Origin of the sequence: Planococcus faecalis, assembly GCF_002009235.1 — a bacterium.
In the GTDB taxonomy this organism is placed as follows: domain Bacteria; phylum Bacillota; class Bacilli; order Bacillales_A; family Planococcaceae; genus Planococcus; species Planococcus kocurii.
Genome location: NZ_CP019401.1, coordinates 1,810,831 through 1,830,085 on the forward strand (window position 1 = coordinate 1,810,831; position 19,255 = coordinate 1,830,085).

A 19,255-nucleotide genomic window follows, 5' to 3' on the forward strand; every position below is an offset into this window, starting at 1 on the left:
ATTCAGCATGCTGGATATTAATTAACTAATTCAGTGTATCGCTCGTTAAAGATAACAGCTTGTCTTGCCCTAACATACGAAAATAGTGTTTAGTAATTTCGACTAATACTTGTCTGACTCCGTCCGTTGTCTTTTCTAATTTCCCAATATCCTTTTTTAAACTTCGACTCGATTAATTTGTTCGCTCATTTCATACAGAGCTCTTCAGAAACGAATTCTTTTGTATTCACTGAGCCTTTGCTCCCTATTTTTCCATATAGCACGATAAAAATAGTTCCTTGAACGTTTATTTCCCAAAACTTATTGGAATAAGCGGTGATGCAAACTAGTGATTTCTTCATTTAAATGTCGCTACTTTCTTTTTTGTAGTCTTGTTCTCAATTTATTTGCTAGCTTTACTTTACACAATACTTGACTACTCATGTTTCAGCTTATACTCACTATATGAAACCTTCTGAAAGACGGAACGTATAAAGTAGTATCTTGTGAAAATGGCGGTGTTCCCTAAATGAATAATCAATACGACGCTCCACAACATTCTCTTTCCCCCAATGCCGTCAGCTACTGGCGTCTGGAAGAACTTATTTCCAACCTTATCGCCTTTATCGTTCTTGCTGTCTTATTTTACTTGGATTGGCGCTTTGACTGGTACAACTGGATCTTTTGGGTCTTGATTGCCTTAGCCATCTTTTGGGTAATCGGATTCGTATGGTCCATTATCAGTCCACCTCTCACTTTTAAGTCTTGGCGCTATGATTTAGATGCGGAGTTTTTGTATCTGCAGTTTGGCATTTGGAACCAAACACAACAATTGGTCCCGATGACAAAGATTCAAGCAGTGTCTCTTACACAAGGACCGTTGATGCGGAAATTTAAACTCGCTTCTCTTTCAGTGGAAACAATGGGATCAAGTCATGCCATCCCGGCATTGCCAAAAGCCGTAGCAACCGAGCTTCGTGAACGCGTTGCTCATTTCGCCAAAATTAAGGAAGTGGAACAATGATTGCTAATCGTCGCCATCATCCAGCTTCTCTTCTTTTTAAAATCGGAAAACTGATTCGAAGCTCAATTTTTTTCATTTTAGTCTTATTCGTTTTTCAAGCAGACAATAGCTCCATGCTTTTGGTTTACGGTCGTTACGCATTTTTGCTATTTTTTCTTGGATCCGTTGTATTCGCTGTTTTAAATTGGTTCACAACTACTTATGCAATCGATGACCAACGATTCTATTTGCGAAGAGGTGTGTTCAGTAAAACTGACCAGTCGATTCCTTTTTCAAAAGTACAGAACATCAACCGTCACATATCATTTGCTCACCGTTTATTGGGGCTGACATCGATTAGTTTCGAAACGGGTATTGCTGGTGAGAATTCTTCTGTAAAATTCGAAGTTGTCACAAGAAAGGAAGCATTGCGGCTAGAATCTGCAGTCCAACAACGCAACAAATCTGTTGCGACGGAACACGAGACAATTTCAGACGATACGGAAGAGCTTCCTGCTGCTGAACAAATCGAGCCTGGGCAGAAAAAACTGAAAGAGCGTGTCATTCATTTCGAACCGACACGTAAGGATTTATTTAAAGCGTCTATGACGTCCTTTAGCTTTTTGCTACTTGTGCCATTGCTCGTTTCCCTATACTACAATGTTTCTGAATTTAGCGGCTTTGAAGAACGATTAAGCGGAGTGGGCACAAGTTTGCTAGCATCGACTTGGATGATTGCTATCGTAACTACCCTAATTATTCTGGCTTCTTTCGTATTCGGGATTGTCCACTCATTTATTAAATATGGGAACTATGAGATTTCTTCTGATAGTGAGCGTGTGTACATCAAAAAAGGTCTGTTGTCGCAAGCCTCTTTTTCAATCGCAAAAGAGCGCGTTCAAGCCATTGAAATTACACAATCTTTTACAAAACGTATTCTTGGACTGGCAGAAGTTAAGCTGATTAGTGCCGGCAGCCTGTCTTTGGGTTCAGAAGAGTTAAATATTAGCTCGCTCTATCCTTTTCTGCCAAAGCGAAAAGCATATGCAATCGTTACTGAATTGTTACCCGGCTATCGCATTCAAGAAGACATGCAACGACTGCCGAAACGTGCACTTTGGATTCGTTTGCTAAAGCCAAGCTGGCTATGGCTAATTGCGACTGCATTGTTGTTTTACTTCCAATCCAACTTCTTGAAAATTCAAAATATGTGGTGGATCGTTTCTATTGTCTTACTAATAGTAGTTGTTATGTCGCGTACCCTGGATTTCCTCCACACACGTTATTGTTTAAATGAAGAATTGATTCAATTGAAAAATGGCGGCTTTACTTCTACTCTATTTATCACGAAGCGAGAAAAAATTGTGGAAGTTGAAATTACGCAAAACCGGATTCAACGTGCATTTGGACTTTCTTCTCTTCAAACAGTCACGCGCGCGAGACCCGTTCATACGTCTTATCTTGAAGATGTACCCAATTCACTTGTTGACATATTTCACCGCTGGTACCGTGATCGAACGAAAGAAGTTGAACTGGATTCAACACTTTAAAGACTCTTTGCCGAAATACCGGCAAAGAGTCTTTTTCGTTCAAACCGTTTCTTAGAACATTGGCTTCAAAAAATGAGTAAATGCACCGTTTAGTCTGTAATTTTACCTAGTTTTATCTACCGCTATTTCACGCATGTAGTTTGTATGTGCAGGAAAATGTGGGACAACATACTCACCTAATTCTTGTATGACTTCAGTTATAGGTCGATTGCCATTAGTTAAACTCAGAATGACATGATTAACCCCCATCCTTTGCAGGGCATGAAGATAGTCGACCAAAAACTGGTGACCTGACGTAAAGCCAACTTTGATCGGAATAGGTCTAGGAGAAGCCTTTGGATTTTCTGATAAATTGATCACCAATGGTTGAGAAAACGGTTTAAATCGACCTGTTGCGTTTCTCCAAATTTTGATTAGCTCTTTCTGACGATTTGCCTCTTGTGCATAAAACATCCAGCCATCCGTATGTTCCGCTAACCACTCAATTGTTTGTCCAGAATAGCCTGTTCCGAGGATTGGGATACCCATTAAATGAGGTTTAGGAATAACGTCCCCCTCGACTAATTCCACTCTCTTTGAATGTATTTGGGGAAACGATTCTTCCCATATTTTTCTCATGACCCAAATAGATTCTCTAAACAACTCATCACGTTCTTGTCGTTCTACTTTAAATGCCGGAAACTCTATCGGACGGTCTCCCGTTGCAGCACCTAATAAGAGTCTTTGATCAGATAAATCATCTAAAGAAGCAACGGACTTTGCTAAGTGAAGCGGATGCCGTAACGTTGTGATGACGCTGGCAATGCCAAGAGCAATCTCTTTTGTGTACGCACTTGTGTAAGCAAGTAACTGAAATGGGTCGTGGATAACACCTTTATCTCCAAAGTTTGGATCAAAAAGTGGAGAATCCCTTACAAACAAAGAAGCAAATCCAGCTTCTTCTGCTTGTTTCGCTAGTGTCATCTGTGAGGCTATGTCCATTGCAAACGGATTGTCTCTAGCCGATTCTAAAGGGAACGAAATTCCAAGCGTTAATTTATTTTCTTTGAACGTTCGTGCAAAGCCGTTATGAGATTGAAAATCTTTCATTTGTATTCCACCTGTCTGGTACATTTCCTAGTTATGTAAACTGGCTAGTAGTAGGCCAGTTATTGCTTTTTTTCGTGCATGTACATCATCTTTTTATGAAAAACGAATGTCTCCCAATGTGGATAACATCTATCCACATTAGGATATCATGATTATTTTTGAATGTACATTTTTTTGTCGTTTGCTCACAGGATGCTGGATTTTCTGTTGATTCGTTTACTTTTTAATGTTAAAAGAAGCTTTTTATAGTACTAATTTTTTTAGCAACTTACTCCACTTTCTCTATAAAACTTCTTTTATACTTGCGATCGCAAATCATGCCGACTTAGCCATTCACGAATCATTGCTACATATGCCTGCGGTTCTTCGATTGCTGGCATATGAGAACTGTTTTCAAAAATATGGAATTCTGCACCTGGAACGAGCTTTGCATAACGCTCTGTTGCTTCTGGCGTAGCCTCATCATAGCGACCACATGAAAAAAGAGTAGGGATTTCAATTTGATGCAAGCGTCCAGTTGCATCAAAGTTCTTTAATGTGCCGGTAACGGTAAATTCGGAAGCACCCCACATGAAGTTATAAATTTGTTGGTTCATCTTGACCATGTCTTCTAGCATTTCTTCTGGCCATGGATCAACACGGCATACATGACGCTTATAAAAGACCAGCATTGCTTTATTGTATGCTGCAGAGTCTGTCGTACCTTTTAGTTCACTTTGTTTGATTGTATCCCGAATCTCTTGCGGAAATTGTTTCAAGTAATTGCGCTGGTCGCGTTCCCATCTCTGTGCATCTAAAGCGGGACCAGAAAAAATAACACTGCGGATACCGTCTGGCTTTTCGAACAAATAAGAAGCAGCTAGCATCGTTCCCCAGGAGTGTCCCAGAATATGAACTTCTTCAAGTTTCAATGCTTTAATTACTTGCCCTAGCTCTTCTACATAACGCTCGACTGTCCAAAGTTTCGTGTCTGTTGGTCGATCTGATTTTCCGCAGCCTAGTTGGTCGTAGTGAATCACTCGTCGTTCGTCGCCTAATCGACAAAGTGGACTGTTGTCGCTGCTTTTGCCACCTGGACCGCCGTGCAAAACCAAAAGCGGGATACCGGGACCATCACCGCTGACTTGATACCAAATTCGCCCTCCTGTAACAGAGATAAAACCTTCTGTAACGTTTTCCATTAAGCGATCCCTCCTTCTCATTAGCCATTCCTCCTCTTAATTCTCTTTAAGATAAAAAACTCCTTTTTTATCGCTCGCAAGAAGCCTCGTTTTACAGAACCATTCTACAACCCAAACGCAACGGTGGCATGGTCGGGTAATTTAGAACCGGATGTCGTCACAGTCAGTTAGCTTAAGAGCTTGTTCGGCAGAGGCAGCGGTGAATCGGTACAAATGAAGTTTCCAAGCAATGGCTTTGTCTTCGCATAGCCTTTTGAGAAAGTTTACCAAGTACAGCAAAAATAATTTTGCTATTGATTTGAGTAAGTGTATTCGTGAAATTTATGAGTGTAGAAATTCAGAAATAATCACAGATAAAATTACTTGTCTTGATTTTGCAGATTATCTTCAGGAAGAAGTGAGTAGCAGAGAGTAAAAGTAACTTTTAGCTTTTAACTCAGCAAGTAAAAAACCTTCGTTTCCTCATGAAAGGAAACGAAGGAACTTTATTTCTTCGCGCGAGTAGTAAAGTCTTTTTCAATATCTTTTTTCCAACTGCGATCGACCTTTTTTCCAGTTCGAAAAGAAGTGACAGCCTCACTCAATACGTCATAGTTTAACTGAGTTCCTTTAGCGTCTGCATGGTAGTTGACCGCGAATTCCTCATTTACTCCAAATTGACGCGCTGTCGCGACTGCGTCGATATTCGCGCCAAGAAAGATGAATTCCCAGTGTGCTTGTTTTTTCTGCATCGCAATCATTTCATGGATTTTTTTATACGTGTATTCACAGCTGGAGTTTTCTAAGCCATCTGTCGTAATCACAACCATTACTTTACCTGCTCGCTGTTCTTGTACATTGCTTATTTTCTGTATTGTCAAACCGATTGCATCCAGTAGCGCCGTCATTCCTCCTACCTGGTAGTCTTTTTCAGCTAGTGGAGAAACACTTTTTAACGAAATTCTGTCATGCAAGAGTTCGTAGCCTTGATTGAACAATACGGTTGTAACATGGATGTCGCCCGAAAGCTTCCGCTGCTTTTCGATCAATGCGTTAAAGCCACCAATGGTATCTTGCTCTAGTCCAGCCATTGATCCACTCTTGTCGAGAATAAACACCAATTCTGTCGTTTTGTTTTTCATCATCTATTCCTCCTCAAGTTTTCTTTACAACTTAAGAATATGATTTTCAACAATCAAATGGGTCGCTTTTAAAGCGACATCTCACGCACCGAGAAGCATTTGGTCAAACGCGAACAAAGCTTCGTTGATTTCATGAATATCGTAATTTTTACGTTCAATGAAATAAAGAATAATCAAATCAAATTTATGGCTACGCGATAATCGATATCCTGCTTTTTCAAGTAAATCCTCTGTTTCAGCCAGATCCAGTTCAAGAGCTATTGCAAAAGCGATAATGGTCTTTTTTAAAGGGGTATAGTCTGTATTGTTCCGAATCTTGGAAAACAGCTTGCGATCAATATTCGCTTTTTTATAGGTTTCAGTATCTGTCATTTCTTTTTCGTCAATAAAGCGGAGTAGTCGTTGTGAAAAAGATTCATTCATACCTTTAAAAATAGCCTGTAAATGGGATGCTACGTCAGCTTCTGCTTCTGGACTAGAGGCAGGTTCTGAACTACTTTTCTTACGATAGCGAGTACTCTTCTCCTCTAGCACACTTGCCTCATTATCATCAATAAAAGCCGAAATGGATCGATAAAGTTTTTTACTGATTCCAAAAGATTGTTTGTCGAACACCACTACAGACACATGCATTTCATGCGCCTTCAAAAATAGGTCAATTGCGGAAATGGCAATCTGCAAAGCCGGTTCTTTTGGATAGCCAAATATTCCAGTGGAAATGAGCGGAAAAGAAATCGACTCACAGCCAAGCTCATAAGCAAGTTCTAGTGAATTTTTATAACATTCTCGAAGCCTTTCTTCTTCGTTGTGGCTACCCCTTGCCAGACAGGTCCAACCGTATGGATAATGTATTTGGCATTCAGCGCAAAAGCATCTGTATGCACCGCTCTTCCCACAGCGCAATAACCAATCTGGTCGCATGCCTTTTGTAACGCCTGAGCTCCTGCCGCATTAAATACAGCACCGCACACACCGCCACCCATTTTTAAATGGCTGTTGGCAGCATTGACAACAGCATCCGTCGTCATCTTCGTAATGTCGTTTCGGACGATTTCTAGTGGCATACGGACATCTCCTTTTCGTTAAATTAGTTGATGAATTTTACTTTCGCAAAATGATCTTTCAGTTTGTTTTTCATCGCGTCTTTATTGTCTGCAAACTGCTTATGGCGATGTCCGTTGCCTCCTGAAGGGTGCGGAAAACCTGAGAGAATTTGCTCGCTTGAAATCACTCGTTGCTCTACTAAATAATTCAAGGCATTCGAAACGTTTACACCTAAAGGGATAATCAAAGATTCACTTAAATCCTTTAATTCTTCCGCAAAATTCTCTGTCATGTATTTTTTCAACAGCTTGTTTTTCACTAAATTCGGAGTTGAGCCGCTGTAATTTTTGCCATTATAGAATACCGGATAAGCAATTACGGATGTTGTATGTACCAAGTGGCTAGCTTCCTCGAATAATTCTAAACTGGAACACAAACCCAAATGCTCATTCAACTCCAACTCATCTAGCATCTTTACTAAATTATTTCGCATAGGTCCTTCAAAACTAGAGTTGTTTTTTACTTTCCGAAGAATTTCTTCATCATTGTGTTCTGCCCCTGCTGCATCTATCACCGTTGAAAACGATTTTTTCATTTGATGAAATCCAGGTGTGATGCCCACAATTACTATTTTTGCATCTTTATTCACATACTCAAAAGGCGCATAATAAATCTCTAACTTTTTCTTGTCGTCTCTTGCCAGTAAAAATTCTTCGGTAATTAGTTCTTCTTTTGTATATGACGATGGAATCGATTGAATCCTTTTTTTGTATTGCTGAAACTTAGCATAGTTGGTGATTGACACGGATATTACTCTCCTTTTTACTGAACACACTTGTAACTTACCACTATTTGGAAACCTATAGTTTGATGACTTAATTTTTTAAAAGTCATTCAACACTCTTATTGATTTTACCTTTAAAAATAAGGCTCTACTTCTTAGATATTATTAAAGTTCCTCTTTTTTTACTAATCACTTTTAACATTCAGATAAAATTTCTACTAACTTTTTTAAATACTGTGTGAAGTCAATGACACGAGGGTATTCTTATAATGAAGACTCTACTGTCAAAGCATTTAGTTAATCGCTTGATGGTAAACTTCACGTGCTAGCAAAAGCAGAAAGGAGGCCCTATGTGGAACCATTCGCTATTATTATTCCAGCATATAAACCAGATCAAAAATGCTTGAATGTAGTCCAACAAATAATCGATGCTGGTTTCCAAAACATTATCGTTGTTGATGATGGCAGCGGCAAAGAATATTCGACTATATTTAAGTCACTGGAATTACATAAAGAAATAACAGTAGTGAGTCATGCCGTTAACCAAGGAAAAGGGCGCGCTTTAAAAACAGCTTTTCACTACATACTCACAAAAAAACTTCCATTTAAAGCCGTCATCACAGCGGATGCAGATGGTCAGCATTCAGCCAATGACATGGTAAAATTAGCGCAATATTTGCTCAAGACACCTGATCAAGTTGTGCTTGGTGTTCGAGACTTCACTGGAAAAAACATTCCATTTAGAAGTCGATTTGGCAATCGCTTTACGCGGTTGCTATTTAGACTTTCAACCGGCGTTGTCCTCTCTGACACACAGACCGGTTTAAGAGGCATTCCGGTCAACTACCTCCCCCAAATGCTTACGGTAATCGGTGAGCGATTTGAATATGAAATGAATGTGTTGGCGTATTTAGGAAAAAATAAGATGGGTGTAGGAGAAGTGACAATTGACACCATCTATTTAGATGACAACCAAACCTCCCATTTCCACCCGTTGAGAGATTCCTACCATATTTATAAAGTATTTATCTTTTATGGGTTGTCAGGAGGAGCATCTTTTGCACTGGACATCGGACTTTATTGGGTGTTTATCCAACTGCTTAAAGATCCCGCTCCAGAGCTGTTCATTATTTTAGCAACCATTGCGGCACGCATTTTGTCTTCATTGTTTAATTATTACGTCAACCGCAATAAAGTCTTTAAACAAGGATCCAGTAAGTCGCTTGTTCGTTATTATATACTGGCTGCGTTTATCATGCTAACTTCTGCCGGTTCAGTTCATTTGCTTTATGCCGAGTGGCTCGGACGTGGAGAGATGATTTTGAAAGTCGGTGTGGATGCCATTCTCTTTATCGTTGGCTTTGTGGCTCAGCGTGCTTGGGTATTTCGTAAAGAATAATTGATCTAAAAGCACCGAATCATTTTTTGAGGAACAATTATTGCATACTTAAAAAACCGATCGTATTACTGGTGCTTTGCAGTTTTCTCTATAGGCATGATGATCAAAACTTTCTCCCCTTCTAATAACATTTACGCGCATCACAAGTTCATTCTACATAAAAAAATAAAGAAACCAAGAGAGTTTTCCACTCTTTTGGTTTCTCTATCAATTGGGATGTAGGTTAAAAAACGAAACTATTCAAGTAATTATTGAAGACCAAGTAAGATCAATTTCCTTCTTCCAACATCTCCAAAAACTCCGCTCTACTCTCAGCCCCCGAATGATCGATTGCACTCAAGCCGTCCGGTCCAGGCAAAGCAGGATCTGCTCCGTTTTCCACTAGCAGCAATGCGCTTTCATTTTCACCATAGATCACAGCTGTTCCAAGTGCTGTTGAGTAGTCATCCGCCGTATTGGCATCTGCTCCAGCATCTAACAAATACGCCATCATCGCCAAATCTCCAGAATAAGTGGCGTACATCAAAGCATCTGCTCCTTCAGAATCCTTTGCATTCAACTCTTCCCCGTTTGCAATTGCTTCTTCAACTGCTGCAAGGTCATCCATCGAAACAGCAGACATTAAAGCGGTTTGGCCTTCTACTGCGTAATCCTCTTCATAAAGAGCATCTTCAAAATCCGGCAAGAACTGCGAAAAAGCAAATGCGCTTCCGGCAAAAAGAGCAACCGTCAGCAAGTAAGCAGCACCGAGCACACCGAGCATTGCTACGGCACCCACAACGATTTTGCCGTGAGCAGGCTCGTAAAACTTGGCATCCTTATTATCAAATTGGCTGATAGCCTGAATACGTTTTGGTAAGCGGGGATGCGTCGATAACACTTCACTTAACCACACAACAGCGTTTGACTCTGTAGCGATTTGCTCGCAATAAGCATCTTCGTTTACTTCTGCATATGTCTTCTTGCCAATTCCAAGAAGTGTTAATGCACGTTTTGCAGCTGACGCGTTTTGAATTGTAAACGCAGCATGACGATCACACGTGTATTCACAAGACCGGCTGTACGCCTCGCCTAAAAACGGAATAAATCCAGCTGGTAAAATCAATAAATTTTTCCATACATGGCGGCGTTTAATATGTGCCAGTTCGTGAGCAATGATAAAGTCTAGCTCTTCTTGCCCTTGCTCGCGTGCCAGTTCAAACACTTCAGAATACAAAACGACCATGTCGCGACCGAAGAAACGAGTTGCAAAAGCATTAAGTGCCCCTTCCGATTGAATGACAAAAACATCCGGCACTTTTTTCAGTTCCATTTGTTTCGCTAAAACTTGGACACGCTCATAAACGTCTGGAAACTGCCGCTCATGAATCCGGACTCCATTTCCGCGAATCGAACCAAGCATAATTGCGTTTGTGAAAAGTAAAATGATAAAAATGGTTAAGACAATGGCAATACCGATAATCGATACAGCTGCTAGTGCGTAAATAACAATGCTGAAAACTAAGCTAATAATAAAATACGTAGTTTCTCTGTTTGACTGAATACTCGTCTGATTCATCGTGTACTTCCTTTCAAATTGGAATATCTTACATATAATAGCACATAGTGCCCATCTAGAGAATGTAATTTTAAATTATATTTGTTGAATTAAAGAATCCAACAAATATGCCGCTTCGGCGCCATGGACAAGCCTTTGCTGGGAAGTGTCTCTGAAGAGATAGAGCAAAATAGCGAAGACGCCTTGGGGAACAAGCGAAGTGCTGAAATCCACTCGGGCGTTTAGCCCGAGTGGATTTCAGCGCGAGTCCCCGGCAAGCGAGTTGTTTTGCGGAATATCGACTGCTATCGGTTTATTAGTTCAACATATAGCAGTTGAATAATTATTTTCATTATAAATTTTGAGCTATTTAGTAGCATACTTGCAGAAACTTCTAGACTGTAGTACTATTTTTAAAGTACTTATTATATGCATCTGTATAACCTTAAGGATATGGCTTAGGGGTCTCTACCAGGAGCCGAAAAATCCTGCTTACAGAAAACGACTTGTTCGTTTTTTGTAAGCAGGATTTTTTTATGTTTTCTCATAAAGATCTTTGAGAGTTTGATTAATGCACTCAAGAAAGGAAGCGTACAAAAATGAATTTAAAAGTGTATATTTTAGCCTTGTCTACCGTCGCTGTTGGACTTGTCGAACTAATTGTGGGGGGGATTTTGCCGACAATTGCGGAAGAATTCGATGTATCTTTAGCAACCGCTGGACAGCTGATTACCGTATTCGCCATGATTATTGCTATTGCCGGTCCGGTCTTACTTGTCGCCACCAGCAAAGTTGAACGAAAAAAAGTTTATTTAATTTCTATGTTTGTCTTTTTTCTTGGTAACTTACTAACTTATTTCAGCCCTGACTTTACGTGGATGATGATTGCACGCGTGATCACTGCAGCGAGTACAGCACTTATCGTCGTTTTGTCTCTAACCATTGTTGCGAAGCTTGTGGAACCACGTTATCGTGCCAAAGCAATTGGTTTTATTTTTATGGGCATTAGTTCTTCACTGGTTCTTGGTGTGCCGCTTGGGATTCTCATTTCAGACGCTTTTGGATGGCGTTTTATTTTCCTCGGTATCGCTTTGTTGTCGATCGGTTCAATGGTGCTAATTGCACTTTACATCCAGCCAATTCCTGGTGGCACTGCAGTTCCACTTAAACAGCAGTTAAAAGCAGTGGCGAGCGCAAAAATTGGCACTGCACACCTTGCAACCTTGTTTATGCTGGCTGGGCATTATACCGTTTATGCTTATTTCACACCCTACTTAGAAGTGAACTTGCAGCTAAACTCGACGTGGATCAGTATTTGTTATTTACTGTTTGGTATAGCGGCAGTAAGTGGGGGCGCAATTGGCGGCGCATTATCTGATTCGATTGGTTCGAAAAAGAGTATCATTCTTGTGATCTCTGCGTTTGCGATCGTGTTGTTTTTCCTTCCGTTCACTACATTCTCATTGATCGTCTTCTTACCGGTAATGATCATTTGGGCAGCACTCAGTTGGACTCTTGCACCTGCTCAGCAAAGCTACTTGATTGAAACGGATCCAGCAACGTCTGACGTTCAGCAAAGTTTTAATAATTCTGCACTTCAAGTAGGTATTGCGCTCGGTTCGGCAATCGGTGGAATCGCTTTGACTCAAACCGGCTCAGTTTCAAGTATGCCGTGGGTTGGCGCTGTTATTGTTGTTGTCGCTCTTGGCTGCGCAGTGTTTTCGATCACACGTCCTGCCATCAAGCGCACAACCAAAGCTTCTGACAATCAATACGTTAAAGCGAACTTCGAGCAAAAGTAAACATTACTTATTCAGCTAAAAGAAGGCCCCTTAGGAAATCAACTGGTTTTCTAAGGGGCTTTTGTTTCCTATTGCTACTCGTCGAATTTCACTGGAACTAGTATTCTGAATGTAACTTACTTAGGATTAAGTTACATTCAAATTTGACGACAAAAAGAGTGAACTTCTTTAATTTTTTAAATTTTTATAGGGTAAACAAATTAAAATGTCTTAATTTATTTAATGCTAAATGGGTCTCACAATGTGTGAGGAACGGTTAACAGAAAATCCAGATGCGGACATTATCATGGTGGATGATCTTACTTACATCAATGCCGAGGAGATCGACAGAGATTTTTATCCGGAATTAGAATTAGGGAAAAAAGTACTTGAAATCAAAACTCAAACAGATGACGCTGATGATTTTGTAAATGGGGCAGCTTCTAAGTTGGCGGTAGGTACAGTAATCTATGAAGCAGCTAGCCCAAACCAGGGGGATATTGCTGTAGTTAATAATAAAAAAAGGCTGTATGTAATAATTGCTGAAGGTTAAGGACTTAAATATTAATTTCATACATTCGCCTTCATCTTTTTGGAAAGATTTTTCTCCAGTCATTAAATTAAATGTTGTGATAGATTAATGCAGAAAAACATTTAGTTCAGAAAGATCAGGTGATTAAAGTCTTTTTCTACTAAATAAATCCTGTAATAATCCTACTATCGGATATTTGGTCAATCAGAAATTATCTTTGTTTTGAATGTAACTTAACTGCGCTTAAGTTACATTCAAAATTTCATTTTTTAGCTGTATTTAATCCAACAAAAAGCCATCCTTTGCTTAGGATGGCTTTTATCAGTTGCCTAGATACCGTTTTAATTCCAAATAAAAATTTTCGCGAGTCCCCAGTAATACAACCAGAACCATTTCGCCCTCTTCATTTTCTCGTAGGGCATAACACAGCTCATAATTGGTGCCTCTGTGATGAACGTCCAAGCAGGAATAGCCTTTTAAATCCCCTTTTTTCGCTTCGCCAATGGCCGGATCCTTACGGATGCTCGTAATGGCTTCGTCCATTTTCCGATAGAGGACTTGGTCGGACTTCTTGATCTTTTTCAACTCTTTTCCAGCTCGTTTGCTGAGCTGAACTGGCAACAAGTCTTCACTCATCTTCTTCATTATCCTCCAGAGCGTCTAAATAGTCGTCTAAACTTCCTTGGATGACAGGCTGAGCCATCGTTTCCTGTTCCAATGCTTGCAGGGCTTTTGGAATGCGGGCTTTGATTTTCTTGAATTCTTGCAACAACTCTTGCCCAGAAAGACCTTGAGCGATTAAGTCTTGTAAAATATCTGCAGAGAAATCGACTTCTTCGAATGTGGCAGGCCGGATGATGATCTCTGTCCCCGTAAATTCCATGACGGCTTCATCGGTGAGTCCAAGAGCCAGGTAAAAATCTTTGGGGATGCTCAATTGTCGTTGCTGCGAAACACGTACCCGTCTTTTTGCTTTTTTTCCGGGCTTCAGTCCGTGTTCAGACGCTCTTTTTTTCGGCATAATACCACTCATTAGTTTCACCCCTAACTTTAAAATAAAATTATTTATTTCTTTTTTTAAAGTATATCATTTTTTAGGGTGAAGGAACGTTTGACGAACTGAAAAAACATTGGCTACCGGCGACTTATTGAAGAGCCATAGAAAAGAAAGTGAATGTAACATAATTCACATTAAGTTACATTCAGATATTAAAAAAGCAGCTTAATTGATGCTCTAGCTCATTCTCTTTGTTTGGCACTAGTGTAAAGCTACTATTCTTGTCTTGTAATCGATTTGATTGCTCATGCAAAAATTCTCTCAAGCTACTAAACTCCTTTTTAAAAGTTCCAACTCGTTACTTCCTGACCAATTTGAATGTAACTTAACTGCACTTAAGTTACATTCAAACACCAGTCTTTGCTGGCTATTTCCCGTTTAATTCAGCTGTCCATTCTTTAAACCAATACGAGGCCAACTCCACTTTGGGGAGGTCCATCTTCATAAGCTTTTCATGAGAATATAGAAGAATGATGCTTGTCTTATTCCAATTCCATTTCACAGTGCAGTTCTTCCATTTTATACAAGTATTAAGCAAAGTAATCTTGTGATTTTCATTTTTACTAATACTATCCTATCGAAAAGCTACGTATGATGTTGCCCGATATTTCATTTGCAAAAAACATTCGTAAAAGCTTTGAAGGATTTTCGCAAGCTATTACAAACTATAAGCTCATGAGAAATCACAAAAAACTAACTTTACTTCTCCCCTACTGTCAACTCACCAAGCGAGGCGCGGTCACGGGCTCGGCGAAGCACTGAGACAGGTGTTCTTTTCTGACTTAGTGCGAGAGCCATGCCCAAAGCGATCGGAGCGACTTTCACCTGTCTCTCTTTCTCAACCCCTCTCGCCACTTCTACTGTCTCCAAATCCCCTCTTTACTTCCTCAGTCACTTCCTCTACACTAAACTCATCGGGAACAACCCGAACACAAAAACCGCATACCGTTTTCTGCACTAGGGGTGCCCACTTTGGCTGAGATGCAAGCGCAAGCTTCGATCCCTCAAAACTCGATCAGGATAATACCTGCGTGAGGAAGTGCGGCGCATTTCTGAAATAATTTCTTTTATTAATTATTTGTAGACTATGGCTGCATCTTCACGGATGCGGTCTTTTTTGTGCACATTTTTAAGGAGGAATTATTCATGGACTCACTGCAATGCGGCACAAACCCCATCGTCGGATTTCGCTTTTCACTGCATCCGATGACTGGCGATTTTATCAAAGTAATTAAAAGGGCGTTAAACGATACCGACACATCGAACGTTTGGATGCATACGGACGACGTCTCTACAGTAATACGAGGCAAGCAAGTTCACGTCTTTAATGTCGCTAAAGTTCTAGCCTTGCATACGGCAAAGACAGGCGAACATGTCGCACTGTCCGGCACTTTTTCAATTGGTTGTCCTGGTGATTCGTCAGGTGATGTCTATTTAGAAAAAGACGATGTGCTAGTAAATACCGACAATACACAACAATACGTATCTTCACAATTTGCGCTATACCCGATGAACAATCCAGATTACATGACAGTAATTTACCGTGAAGTCGAGCGCGCTAAACATCAAGGCGTTTTCAACGATTCCATGCATTACGCAAGTGGTATTCATGGCGATATTCATGAGGTATTCGATTTTTATGAAGAAGCATTCACCAATGCCCGCTCTGATAAACATCGCCATTTGGTCATGACCATATCCATGAGCATCAATAGTTCGTCTCATGGAGGTGCATAATATGTTGAAGTCGTGGAAATTAAAAGAAGTGGTATTGATGTCGTTATTTGCGGTCGTTTTCGGCATCGTCTATTTATTGTTTGTTCACGCAGCGAATATTTGGGCAGCTATAATTGGACCACTTGCTTATGAATGGATGTTCGGTATTTGGTTTATTGTATCAATAATCTGCATGTATATTATCCGCAAGCCGGGTGCTGCCTTTCTTTCTGAAACGATGGCTGCGGCAATTGAAGTCCTAATTGGCAATGCTGTCGGCCCGCGTCTCATTTTATCTGGTGTTATTCAAGGGCTCGGTGCTGAAGCGGCATTTGCATTAACCGGTTATAAGCATTTCACTATTTTGGTGCTTATGCTTGCAGGAATCGGATCAGCTGTTTTCAGCTTTGTTTACGGCTACTTCATTTCTGGTTATGCAGCACTGGATCCATCATTCGTCGCGTTAATGTTTACGATTCGCGTTCTTAGTGGGGCAATAATTGCGGGTATTGGTGGAAAGTATATCGGAGACGCTTTACTTGCGACCGGATCACTCCGCGGTTACGCCATTGCTCGAACGAAAAAAGGTGATATCAATGCCTGAAGAGATTTTCTCTTTAAATAGAGTGTCGTTTCACTTTCCTGAAGACTCTAAAAAAACCTTAGAAAATCTTTCATTCTCGGTTTGTCGAGGCGAAAAGCTAGTCATTTCTGGGCCCAGTGGTTGCGGTAAAAGCACGCTTTTGTATATACTAAATCGCTTGTATCCTGACAACTGCGATGGCTCAATTGACGGTGAAATTCGCCTATTTGGAAAACCAGCTAGTGATTATGCCCCTGGAGAAATCAATCACCGCGTTGCAACAGTTTTTCAAGATCCTGATTCACAGTTTTGCATGCCTACCGTTGAAGAAGAACTGGCGTTTACATTAGAAAACTTGCATACACCTTTTGAAGACATGGACATTCGCATTACCGCGGTTTTAGAATTGACGGACCTGACCTATCTAAGAAAAACCGTCATTCAGTCGTTGTCAGGTGGTACAAAACAACGAGTTGCAACTGCTTGTGCGCTAATCATGGACCCGGAAGTGTTATTGCTAGATGAACCGCTTTCTCACTTGGATCCGTATACAGCACAACAATTTGTCAACTGGCTAGAGAAACTACAGACAAGATCTTCTTTAACTATTGTCGCGGTTGAGCACAGGTTAAGCAGTTGGGGTTCCTTTTTCGAACGAGAAATCCAACTGGATGGGGATGGTCGGCTAGTAGTGGACCAGTCTTTTACACAGAGAGAGCCGGTTTTATTCCCCAAACGCTATTCTGCAATACGAGAGACCACAGCATTACGAACTGAAGAACTGTCATTCACGATTAACAACTGCCAATTGCTGTCGCCTTTATCCTTTTCAGTTGAACGCGGTGAAATAGTCGTTATTGCGGGACCTAATGGCAGCGGTAAATCCACACTCGTCAAATCACTATGTGGTATTTACAAAAAGTCGACCGGTACTGTTGAGTCAAAAGGCATTGGCTATGTTCCACAATCTCCTGAGTATTTGTTTTTGACGCAACAAGTCGCTCAAGAAGTCGCTTATTCAGGAGCCTCTAGTCGCTCAGAACTCGATAGATTAATGACAAACTTACGTCTGGATGAAATTCACAACGCTCATCCTTTCGCCATTAGCCACGGACAAAAACGCCGTGTAGCGATTGCCGCTATGCTCGCCGATAAACGCCCAGTACTATTGATGGACGAACCGACTTCTGGGCAGGATGCTGCCGCGCTGCTCGAACTCTTTGAATTGATTGACCAGCGCTCTCGGGAAGGTACAACGCTTTTGATTGTGACACACGATATGGAATTTGCGGCGAGCCTTGCTGATTCGGTGCTACTCATTAAAGGTGGCAAGTTGACAGGTAAATTTGCAGCAAAAGACGTATGGCAGAACGAAAGACTGCTCACGTTACACCATTTACTAGCACCAAAAGGAGTGGCTGACCTTGCAAAATCTTTTGCATGACATGAATCCTTCAATCAAATTTATCTTAGTGACGATTTCAATGCTTATTATTGCGTTCTTTTTTAATCCGTGGACGCCCCTGTTGTTTTGGCTAGGCATCATTCTTTTACAACTAACAATGAGTCGTACAAATTGGAAGCTATGGTTGGTCTTCATGCTCCCTTTTTCGATTGGTGCTTTTGGTTATTTATGGACTACTGTCGTATTCGGCGCAAATACTGGCGGTACCGTTATTTGGTCATTTGCTGGAATTGATGTGACTGATACACAATGGGCATACGCTTTGTCACTAGCTTTTCGCGTTATGGCGTTCTCGACTTTGTCTTTGTTATTCGCTTTTACGACCGATCCGGCAAAGTTTATTATGAGTCTCATGCAACAGCTAAAGCTTTCCCCGAAGCTTGCGTATGGTGTAATGGTCGGCTATCAATTTTTACCGGTTATGAAAGAAGAATTTTTACAAATCCAACAAGCTCAAAGACTGCGCGTTGTTGAAACGAAGAAATATAGTTGGCAACGAATACTAGCTATGCACCGTGTGTTAATTCCCATGCTTGCTGGAGCCGTTAGAAAGGCTGAACGATCAGCATTTGCTATGGAAGCACGCGGGTTTACAGGTAACATTAGAAGCGCTTATTACTGCCCTATTCGATTAGGTCGCATAGATATCTTCATGTCTGGTGTTTTTATGACGATTTTACTTATTAGCTGTCTTGGCGGCGTTTGGTTGAGCTAAAAATCTTTTCAAAAAAGGAAATCTCTTTAAAGAGAATTTCCTTTTTTTCGTCTTTCTTGTATTGCATGTTTTTTGTTTTGAATTTCAATTAATAACCTTATGTAATATTTTACATAGTAAATAAAAACAGAGCCTCTGTACCTTTTCAGTTGATTTGCATGGGATAAATAGGCTCTTTTTAGTTTATATAATATTATTATTAATAGATTTGACTGCATTGCTTTTCAATTGAGAAATTCTTTCGCTTTTATTACATAAAAAAAAGAGAGCTGCACTTCAGCTCTCTAACGGCCCATATGTGATAAGGTCTTCATCTCTTGCATTAACGCCATTTTTGACATGGACAATAGTTCGTAAAATCAATTTAGCTTTTGGGTGTTCTAACATCCAACGCTCATCTGGAACAATTTCAAATTGCTGCATGACCGTGTCTTTTGACTTGACCGATCCTGCAAACTCCATTGATTGTTTCGCAATGATGGTTTCAAAAAAATCAAAGTCGCTGTCATCTCGTGTATCTTCAACGAGTCTTATGACATTCAATTCGATAAAATCAATTGTCTGTTCTCCGTCCCCACCATCAAGATAAATCGTACCATTCAGTGTTTCGCCTTCTTCTAAATGTGGCATCTCAACCACTGTATTCACTTTTAGTGACCCAATGCCAATAGATGATAAAAAATCTTTAAACTTCATATCGTGGAAACCCCCAACTTTTG

At 40.4% G+C, this 19,255-nt stretch carries 18 protein-coding genes, 2 pseudogenes and 2 riboswitches; of the genes and pseudogenes, 10 read left to right on the forward strand and 10 right to left on the reverse strand.

Going from position 1 to position 19,255, the window contains the following annotated elements; genetic code table 11:
- Positions 1-185: 185 nt before the first annotated feature.
- Entirely contained in the window at positions 186-341 is a 156-nt protein-coding gene (locus AJGP001_RS09015) for a WGR domain-containing protein (RefSeq protein ID WP_078080438.1), read from the reverse strand.
- Between the two features lie 167 nt (positions 342-508).
- Between AJGP001_RS09015 and AJGP001_RS09020 the strand changes: the two genes are divergently transcribed.
- Both AJGP001_RS09020 and AJGP001_RS09025 read left to right on the forward strand, forming a co-directional pair.
- Positions 509-1,003: a PH domain-containing protein gene (locus tag AJGP001_RS09020; RefSeq protein ID WP_071154677.1), complete on the forward strand. Its 495-nt coding sequence runs from the start codon at positions 509-511 to the stop codon at positions 1,001-1,003.
- The gene (locus tag AJGP001_RS09025; RefSeq protein ID WP_071154678.1) at positions 1,000-2,532 is read left to right on the forward strand and encodes a PH domain-containing protein; all 1,533 of its coding nucleotides are present in this window, start codon (positions 1,000-1,002) and stop codon (positions 2,530-2,532) included. The genes AJGP001_RS09020 and AJGP001_RS09025 overlap by 4 nt, the downstream gene beginning before the upstream one ends.
- Positions 2,533-2,634: 102 nt before the next feature.
- On the opposite strand, the gene AJGP001_RS09030 is transcribed toward AJGP001_RS09025, so the two are convergent.
- Complete coding sequence (locus tag AJGP001_RS09030) at positions 2,635-3,621, reverse strand: TIGR03571 family LLM class oxidoreductase (RefSeq protein ID WP_071154679.1); 987 nt, start codon at positions 3,619-3,621, stop codon at positions 2,635-2,637.
- A gap of 296 nt (positions 3,622-3,917) precedes the next feature.
- Complete coding sequence (locus AJGP001_RS09035) at positions 3,918-4,802, reverse strand: proline iminopeptidase-family hydrolase (RefSeq protein ID WP_078080439.1); 885 nt, start codon at positions 4,800-4,802, stop codon at positions 3,918-3,920.
- Positions 4,803-4,904: 102 nt separating this feature from the next.
- Between AJGP001_RS09035 and AJGP001_RS17630 the strand changes: the two are divergent.
- Positions 4,905-5,051 (forward strand): annotated as a pseudogene (locus AJGP001_RS17630) (AIM24 family protein); the annotation flags it as partial.
- A 236-nt stretch (positions 5,052-5,287) separates the two neighbouring features.
- Here AJGP001_RS17630 and AJGP001_RS09040 read toward each other — a convergent pair.
- The 3 genes and pseudogenes from AJGP001_RS09040 to AJGP001_RS09050 form a co-directional block, all read right to left on the reverse strand.
- Positions 5,288-5,923 carry a vWA domain-containing protein gene (locus tag AJGP001_RS09040; RefSeq protein WP_071154680.1) on the reverse strand — a complete coding sequence of 212 codons (636 nt, stop codon included), beginning with the start codon at positions 5,921-5,923 and terminating at the stop codon, positions 5,288-5,290.
- Positions 5,924-6,004: 81 nt separating this feature from the next.
- Positions 6,005-6,987: pseudogene (locus AJGP001_RS09045) on the reverse strand (macro domain-containing protein).
- 23 nt (positions 6,988-7,010) lie between these two features.
- Positions 7,011-7,772 carry a uracil-DNA glycosylase family protein gene (locus AJGP001_RS09050; protein WP_071154681.1) on the reverse strand — a complete coding sequence of 254 codons (762 nt, stop codon included), beginning with the start codon at positions 7,770-7,772 and terminating at the stop codon, positions 7,011-7,013.
- Between the two features lie 331 nt (positions 7,773-8,103).
- Here AJGP001_RS09050 and AJGP001_RS09055 point away from each other — a divergent pair, with 331 nt between their 5' ends.
- A complete protein-coding gene (locus tag AJGP001_RS09055) occupies positions 8,104-9,150 on the forward strand; it encodes a bifunctional glycosyltransferase family 2/GtrA family protein (RefSeq protein ID WP_071154682.1) in 1,047 nt (348 codons plus the stop codon).
- 268 nt (positions 9,151-9,418) lie between these two features.
- On the opposite strand, the gene AJGP001_RS09060 is transcribed toward AJGP001_RS09055, so the two are convergent.
- Positions 9,419-10,708 (reverse strand): M48 family metallopeptidase, encoded by a 1,290-nt coding sequence (locus AJGP001_RS09060; RefSeq protein ID WP_071154683.1) that lies wholly within the window; start codon positions 10,706-10,708, stop codon positions 9,419-9,421.
- A 394-nt stretch (positions 10,709-11,102) separates the two neighbouring features.
- A riboswitch (purine riboswitch) is annotated at positions 11,103-11,202 on the forward strand.
- Positions 11,203-11,286: 84 nt separating this feature from the next.
- On the opposite strand from AJGP001_RS09060, the gene AJGP001_RS09065 reads away from it, so the two are divergent.
- Complete coding sequence (locus AJGP001_RS09065) at positions 11,287-12,489, forward strand: MFS transporter (protein ID WP_078080440.1); 1,203 nt, start codon at positions 11,287-11,289, stop codon at positions 12,487-12,489.
- 241 nt (positions 12,490-12,730) lie between these two features.
- Entirely contained in the window at positions 12,731-13,021 is a 291-nt protein-coding gene (locus AJGP001_RS09070) for a hypothetical protein (RefSeq protein ID WP_071154684.1), read from the forward strand.
- A gap of 300 nt (positions 13,022-13,321) precedes the next feature.
- Here the strand turns inward: AJGP001_RS09070 and AJGP001_RS09075 are convergent, their stop codons facing one another.
- Together AJGP001_RS09075 and AJGP001_RS09080 are read right to left on the reverse strand one after the other, a co-directional pair.
- Positions 13,322-13,636, reverse strand: coding sequence for a type II toxin-antitoxin system RelE/ParE family toxin (locus AJGP001_RS09075; RefSeq protein WP_071154685.1), 315 nt, complete (start codon positions 13,634-13,636; stop codon positions 13,322-13,324).
- Positions 13,629-14,033 carry a hypothetical protein gene (locus AJGP001_RS09080; protein WP_078080441.1) on the reverse strand — a complete coding sequence of 135 codons (405 nt, stop codon included), beginning with the start codon at positions 14,031-14,033 and terminating at the stop codon, positions 13,629-13,631. Before AJGP001_RS09080 ends, AJGP001_RS09075 begins: the two co-directional genes overlap by 8 nt.
- A 973-nt stretch (positions 14,034-15,006) precedes the next feature.
- A riboswitch (TPP riboswitch) is annotated at positions 15,007-15,112 on the forward strand.
- 91 nt (positions 15,113-15,203) lie between these two features.
- Here AJGP001_RS09080 and AJGP001_RS09085 point away from each other — a divergent pair.
- The 4 genes from AJGP001_RS09085 to AJGP001_RS09100 are packed head-to-tail and all read left to right on the forward strand — an operon-like array spanning position 15,204 to position 18,536.
- The gene (locus AJGP001_RS09085; RefSeq protein ID WP_071154687.1) at positions 15,204-15,794 is read left to right on the forward strand and encodes a YkoF family thiamine/hydroxymethylpyrimidine-binding protein; all 591 of its coding nucleotides are present in this window, start codon (positions 15,204-15,206) and stop codon (positions 15,792-15,794) included.
- 1 nt (position 15,795) lies between these two features.
- Complete coding sequence (locus AJGP001_RS09090; RefSeq protein ID WP_078080442.1) at positions 15,796-16,377, forward strand: ECF transporter S component; 582 nt, start codon at positions 15,796-15,798, stop codon at positions 16,375-16,377.
- On the forward strand, positions 16,370-17,800 hold the full coding sequence (locus tag AJGP001_RS09095; RefSeq protein ID WP_078080443.1) for an ABC transporter ATP-binding protein: 1,431 nt from the start codon (positions 16,370-16,372) through the stop codon (positions 17,798-17,800). Before AJGP001_RS09090 ends, AJGP001_RS09095 begins: the two co-directional genes overlap by 8 nt.
- Positions 17,781-18,536 carry an energy-coupling factor transporter transmembrane component T family protein gene (locus tag AJGP001_RS09100; RefSeq protein ID WP_151897509.1) on the forward strand — a complete coding sequence of 252 codons (756 nt, stop codon included), beginning with the start codon at positions 17,781-17,783 and terminating at the stop codon, positions 18,534-18,536. The genes AJGP001_RS09095 and AJGP001_RS09100 overlap by 20 nt, the downstream gene beginning before the upstream one ends.
- Positions 18,537-18,812: 276 nt before the next feature.
- Here AJGP001_RS09100 and AJGP001_RS09105 read toward each other — a convergent pair whose 3' ends face one another.
- Positions 18,813-19,232, reverse strand: coding sequence for a sporulation protein (locus AJGP001_RS09105; RefSeq protein ID WP_058385265.1), 420 nt, complete (start codon positions 19,230-19,232; stop codon positions 18,813-18,815).
- Positions 19,233-19,255: the final 23 nt, after the last annotated feature.

Excerpts from the sequence above, each read along its gene's own strand:
- AJGP001_RS09015 (WP_078080438.1), bottom strand. The coding sequence starts at position 341 with ATGAAGAAATCACTAGTTTGCATCACCGCTTATTCCAATAAGTTTTGG.
- AJGP001_RS09020 (WP_071154677.1), top strand. The coding sequence starts at position 509 with ATGAATAATCAATACGACGCTCCACAACATTCTCTTTCCCCCAATGCC.
- AJGP001_RS09025 (WP_071154678.1), top strand. The coding sequence starts at position 1,000 with ATGATTGCTAATCGTCGCCATCATCCAGCTTCTCTTCTTTTTAAAATC.
- AJGP001_RS09030 (WP_071154679.1), bottom strand. The coding sequence starts at position 3,621 with ATGAAAGATTTTCAATCTCATAACGGCTTTGCACGAACGTTCAAAGAA.
- AJGP001_RS09035 (WP_078080439.1), bottom strand. The coding sequence starts at position 4,802 with ATGGAAAACGTTACAGAAGGTTTTATCTCTGTTACAGGAGGGCGAATT.
- AJGP001_RS09040 (WP_071154680.1), bottom strand. The coding sequence starts at position 5,923 with ATGAAAAACAAAACGACAGAATTGGTGTTTATTCTCGACAAGAGTGGA.
- AJGP001_RS09060 (WP_071154683.1), bottom strand. The coding sequence starts at position 10,708 with ATGAATCAGACGAGTATTCAGTCAAACAGAGAAACTACGTATTTTATT.
- AJGP001_RS09065 (WP_078080440.1), top strand. The coding sequence starts at position 11,287 with ATGAATTTAAAAGTGTATATTTTAGCCTTGTCTACCGTCGCTGTTGGA.
- AJGP001_RS09070 (WP_071154684.1), top strand. The coding sequence starts at position 12,731 with ATGTGTGAGGAACGGTTAACAGAAAATCCAGATGCGGACATTATCATG.
- AJGP001_RS09075 (WP_071154685.1), bottom strand. The coding sequence starts at position 13,636 with ATGAGTGAAGACTTGTTGCCAGTTCAGCTCAGCAAACGAGCTGGAAAA.
- AJGP001_RS09080 (WP_078080441.1), bottom strand. The coding sequence starts at position 14,033 with ATGAGTGGTATTATGCCGAAAAAAAGAGCGTCTGAACACGGACTGAAG.
- AJGP001_RS09085 (WP_071154687.1), top strand. The coding sequence starts at position 15,204 with ATGGACTCACTGCAATGCGGCACAAACCCCATCGTCGGATTTCGCTTT.
- AJGP001_RS09090 (WP_078080442.1), top strand. The coding sequence starts at position 15,796 with ATGTTGAAGTCGTGGAAATTAAAAGAAGTGGTATTGATGTCGTTATTT.
- AJGP001_RS09095 (WP_078080443.1), top strand. The coding sequence starts at position 16,370 with ATGCCTGAAGAGATTTTCTCTTTAAATAGAGTGTCGTTTCACTTTCCT.
- AJGP001_RS09105 (WP_058385265.1), bottom strand. The coding sequence starts at position 19,232 with ATGAAGTTTAAAGATTTTTTATCATCTATTGGCATTGGGTCACTAAAA.